At 36.4% G+C, this 5,766-nt stretch carries 3 protein-coding genes; 2 read left to right on the forward strand and 1 reads right to left on the reverse strand.

Annotation, left to right across the window (positions count from 1 at the left end):
- Positions 1-4,192: Ig-like domain-containing protein (locus QZV68_RS09840; protein WP_296880826.1), on the reverse strand; the 4,192-nt coding region annotated here is incomplete at its 3' end.
- Between the two features lie 232 nt (positions 4,193-4,424).
- Here QZV68_RS09840 and QZV68_RS09845 point away from each other — a divergent pair.
- Complete coding sequence (locus QZV68_RS09845; RefSeq protein ID WP_296880827.1) at positions 4,425-4,829, forward strand: HIRAN domain-containing protein; 405 nt, start codon at positions 4,425-4,427, stop codon at positions 4,827-4,829.
- Positions 4,822-5,742: an ARPP-1 family domain-containing protein gene (locus tag QZV68_RS09850; protein ID WP_296880828.1), complete on the forward strand. Its 921-nt coding sequence runs from the start codon at positions 4,822-4,824 to the stop codon at positions 5,740-5,742. The genes QZV68_RS09845 and QZV68_RS09850 overlap by 8 nt, the downstream gene beginning before the upstream one ends.
- Positions 5,743-5,766: the final 24 nt, after the last annotated feature.

Consider the following 5,766-nt stretch of genomic DNA (forward strand, 5'->3'; position numbering starts at 1 on the left):
CCAGGTAGGTGTTGTCTTGCTTGAATTGTATTGTTGCTGTGTATTTTCCAGGTAACAAGTCGATAGGCAGTGTTGCCTGACCGTTGTTATCGCTTGTGAGGGTATGATTTCGACCGTTCATGGATATTGAAATGCTTTTACCTTTCATGACATTATTTTTAGAGTCTTTTAAAGTAATTATCAAATTAGCTGAATCGCCATAGGCTATATTGATGTCTTTAGCTGTCAATTCAGTAGCAATTTTATTTACAATTATCTCTGCTGCTGCGGATGATGGGGTATATATGCCATCCCCTTTGAACTGTATTTTTGCTGAATATTTGCCAGGCATCAAATCAATTGGTAATCTTGTTTGACCGTTGATATCGGTGGTAACACTATAATCCATACCATTTAATGTTATTGTAATGCTTTTTTCTTTTAAAACATTTCCTTTAGTATCTTTTAAACTTACAAGCAAATCAGTAGCGCTTCCATATGTATACATGATGTCCTTGGCGGTTAAAATTGAGGTAACTTTTTCTATAACAATGTCTGCAGCAGTGGATGATGCTTTATAAATATTGTCTTCCATAAATTTCATTTTAGCTGTGTATTTCCCTGGTAATAATCTTATTGCTAATGTTGCCTGACCGTTTTTATCACTAATGACCTTATATTCCTTACTGTCTAAAGTAATCAAAATGTCTTTTCCTTTTAGAGGATTATTTTTAATGTCTTTTATGATAACTTTTAGACTGGTCGGGTCACCATATGTGAAATTTAGGTTATGTGAAGTCATGGATGTGGCAATCTTGATTATGGTTACTTGAATCTTTGCAGATGAGGACATATATGCTTGATCTCCGTCAAATGATGCTGTTGCTGTATATGTTCCTGGAAGCAGATTCATTTCTAATGTTGCCTGGCCCTTGCTGTCGGTTGTAACATCATAAACCTTGCCGTTCAAAGATACTGCAATGCCTTTTCCTTTTAGGGCATTCTTTTTCTCATCTTTTAATGTAATGATTAAAGTATTTGAGATGTTGTTGATGGCCAAATTGGTTGAAATCTTATTTACAATAACATTGGCAGTAAATGATGATGAAAGATAGATTTCATCTTCCCTGAACTCTATTTTTGCTGAGTATTTTCCAGGTAATATGTCTATAGGCAGTTTTGCCTGTCCCTGTCTGTCTGTAGTTAGTGTGTGGGTTTTTCCGTTCAATGTTACTTTAATGTTTTTGCCATGAATTGCATTGTTTTTAGAATCCTTTAAGGTAGCAATCAAATATGCTGAATCACCATAAATCAAATTGATGTCTTTGGAGGTTAAGGAAGTGGCAATCTTTTTAATTGAAATGCTTGCGGTGGCAGATGATGATAAATAGGTATCATCGCCTGCATATATTAGCCTTGCAGCATAGTTTCCAGGCATCAAATCTATAGGCAATGAGGCACGTCCCATTTTATCGGTAGTTACATTATAAATAATGCCGTTAAGTGTTATTTTGATGTCCTTTCCCTTGAGAGGATTGCCATTTCTGTCTTTTAAGTTTAAGGTCAAATTTGTCTTTGTACCATATTCGACAGCCACATCGGCAGTTTCAAGGATTGTTCTGGTGCCGACCTTGACTGTGAATGTCTTATAGTATACATTTCCAACCAGTTTGCCGTTTATATATTTTCCGTCATTGTATCTTACAAGAATAGTATGATATCCTCTGGAAAGTCCTGAAACAGTTCCCTTAAATTTTCCATGTTCCACCATAAAGGAATATGGTAGGTTTCCGTCTATTAAAAAGTATATGGTTCCATTTGAACTTTCTGGAGCATTGAATGAGATATTCCCTTTGGATCCTGTTTCAATTTCAGTAGAAAGATTGACTTTGATGCTTGGTGAATTTTCTATTATGTTAACATTCTGAATTAGATGATATCCTCCATTGATATAGTCGAATTCAAGATAAAACTTATTCATGCTCACATTATCGGATGATAATTTGGCTGATGAATATCCATTGACAATCTTGGATGATGCCAGCAATTTCCCCTTTTTAGCGTAATCATATTCATATATGTTGAAATTGCCGTTTATCCATTTATTTGTGCGAATTTCGATTGAGAAGTTTTCGCCTGTACTTACATATTCCGGAACTGTTATAACTGGAGAGACGACGCCCGGAGTGTTGGTCAACAGCAGATTATGTATTATTGCATATTCGTCATAACCGAGAATCTTATTGTCTCTTCGAACCTGAGTACCTGCCCAAACGTAAACTTCCTTAAATTTATGTTCAATTGCATCTTCCAATGCCTTCTCTATCAATGGCCAATATTTGGCTGCATCTTCCGGATATAATACAAAACCTCCGAAATAATGTAAAGAGGATTCATTGAATCCCAATTCCTTGCCGATTGCATATGCTTCCTTATGGTGTATGCTTTCATAGATGATCCAATCATAATCCTCAATCTGAAGTATGTCGAGCTTAGAAGGTGAATATGCATTTGGCAGATAATTGATATCTTTAATCATTGAAGGAACCCTGTCGGAGTCAAGGACACTTGGAAGGAAGAACAATGCTATGTACAATCCATCGTCATACCTGTCGCTTTTAACGACTTTGCTTATCGAATCACTGTATTTTACCAATTGCTGATTTAACCAGTTCATTGTTGCATTGTCATATTCTGTAGTCCATACATTTTCGTATTCTGGTAAATTGGTGCCGTATTCAGCCAGATATTTTGCTTTGGTGGAATTGTCGTAAAAACATGGGCTTTGGTTTGGTAATGAATTTTCATTCCACCACCACCAGACTTCGCCCATCTGAAGGATAGGCTGAAATCCATTTGCAGCAACGATGTCTAGGCAGGCTCCGGATACATTTTGCATATATTGAACTGCTTCGTCATTGCATGGGCTGTTTAGGAATGTTGATGGATTCCATCCGGTAACTGCAAAATTGCCGTTGCAGTCCATTTGCCTCCATTCATGAGGGGATTGGAGATTTTCCAGGGAAACGCTGATAACAATATTATCCACATCATTTTTTTTAAGTTCTCGTGAATAGCAATCTAACCATTCCTTAAATGCAATATTGAGTGGCACGTTTTTATCCAGATGCATCTTTTCGGTTCTGTTATTGTTAAAATTCATGTCAACAATCACATCTCCGACTTCACCATACTTTTCATAATAGTGTGAAGCTCCGATGAAGAGGTTAACCCAGCCGACATATCCAAGTTTTCTCATCTCATGAGTAATTCTCAATGGATTGAGGTTATAGATGTCGTCATATCCTTCACAAAGGCGGTATTGGTGAGGTTCCAATGCAGGCAGTTCATTGCGGATTGCACCATTCACAACGTTTATGTTGGATATTGTGCATTTAAAATCCACATTTTTCATGATTGTATAATTGGGGCTTTCAACATAGTTTTCAGGTATTAATACAAACATGATGGATTTTATATCTTTCACATCCAGCTTGGTTTGTTTTTTGACGGTCACATGTCCGTTGTTTCTGTCTAGATAGAAATTGCCTGTAGATAATGTCAATTTGTTGAAATCTATTGAAACGTGATTGTTTTTGATGAATCTGTTCATTGTGAGATAGTACGTTTCGCCGTTATTGGTGGCAATTGAAATGCTAATGAACGGATTTGAAAAGTCAATGCAGCCGGACATCTCATAATCGAATTCCAGTTTCACATTCGAATAGTCGTTACGAACGCCGTAGCTTATGTATGGGTGCTGAATGATGTCTTTTGAATTCCAGTATATTCCAACCATGTCATTTTGAGTACGGAAAGTGCCGGTAACTGTTAAATCAGTATAGCTTTTGCTTGTAATGGCTGCTGTTGATTCGAAATTGTTGTTGATTGTCCAGCAATCTCCTCTAAATAAATAGTATTGGTTGTCATATGAATCCTTTTCCTTGTTTGCGGGAAGATTTAACTTTGAAAAATCACTTTCAGCCGTTAAAGTTTTTAATGATTCATTTGAAATGTCTTTTGAAAAAGAAGAAGTATCGTTTTCCGGTATATTTATGTAAAAATCATCTTCGCTCAGGGATTCGCTAATCCTGGTGGATGATAAATTGTTGTCAGGAAAAGCATCATCATGGGCTGTATTTTCTTCAGCGCTTACGGCGCCCAACATGAGAATCAGCAATAAACTGATTAACAATAATCTATAAATTTTCAAGATTAAACCCCAATTATGTTATAATATTATTTATCCAGGCATTTTATTTATTAATTTTTCTACTTGATTGCTTGTTTGTTCAATATGTTAAAAACAGTTCTTATATGTTCGAATAAAGTTGGTAGGCAAATTTTCTTTTAGAATTACTGAAAATTGAAGGTTTACATTTCGTTTTGGGTTTTGAAAACATTTAAATATTTCAATTCACAAGATATACACAAGGTGATATGGAATGTATATTACAATACAATCATTCAACAATATGCACGGTTCAAAACCTCTTAAACTTGAAAGACTGGTCAAGCTGGTTAAGGAACCGGACAACAAATATGATACTGAAGCGATAGCCTGTGAAATGAGGTATTTCGGAAAAATTGGCTATGTTGCAAACAGCACCAACACAGTCGTCATGGGATCCATGAGTTCAGGACGCATATATGACAAGATAAACGATGAATACTTTGCAAGAATAAAGTTCATAACAGGTTCCATTGCACTGGCAAAGATACTGACATCAGACGAGTATGTAGCGGAAGTGGAAAATCCCGAAAGTGATATACATTACCTCTCAGATAATCTGGGAAAGATTGATGTTGATTTTGTAGACAAAAATTATAAAGGTGATGGCAGTGATTGACAGTTATGAACTTTTGAAAGAGCAAGTTCACAAAAACGTTGCAGTGATTCCAATTAAAACTCCTGTAACTCATAAGATTGACCTTTTAACTCTTAAAAAAGGTTTTCAGCTGGGCCTTGTCAATGTAAAGGAATGCGAACAGCCGACAGTAAACACAATAATTGTTGAAAACAAGTCAGTGGTGCCGCTTCTTCTGGTTGACGGAGAGGAGATAGTTGGAGGAGACCAAAACCGCATAATGGATGCAACAATATTGATTGAACCTCAAAGCGAGATGAAAATACCTGTCAACTGTACAGAACACGGAAGATGGGGGTATGTAAGTGATTTCAAGCAATCCAAAAACATGGCAAACTATGCAACACGTCTTGCAAAGCACCATGCCTTCAGAAGCAATGGCAATGTTCAAAAAGCAGTTTGGGATTCAATTGATGATCTTGAAATGTCAAGGTCATTTTCATCACCGACTCAGGCAATGTCAGAAAGCTATGAAAATGCAAAGGCAGACCTGAGGGAATTTCTTGATGTATTTGACATATCCGAAGGCCAAACCGGCATTGTCGTATTGATTGATGGTGAGGTAAAGGGTTTTGAAGTATTTCTAAACTCTGAAATCTACAGGGAGTACCATGAAAAAATTCTCAAAAGCTACCTCATAAATGCAGAGGCAAATGACAATGTATTTGCAATAGACATCGATGGCATAAAAAGCGTTATTGACAATGCATTGGGCGATGAATTTGAAGAGGTTAAAAATGAAGGCCTTGAAAGTCGTTTTGAAATTAAAAGTGAAGATGGTGTCGGCAGCTGCTATTTCTATAAAGATGAAATGATTCATATGTCCTATCTTCTAGGAAATGACAAGTCCGGCATTGAAGGTGAAAATGTACTTTCTGATGACGTCAGAATCTGATGTCAACTCTATTTATTTTTTTTT

Origin of the sequence: uncultured Methanobrevibacter sp. (assembly GCF_902801725.1) — an archaeon.
Lineage (GTDB): Archaea > Methanobacteriota > Methanobacteria > Methanobacteriales > Methanobacteriaceae > Methanocatella.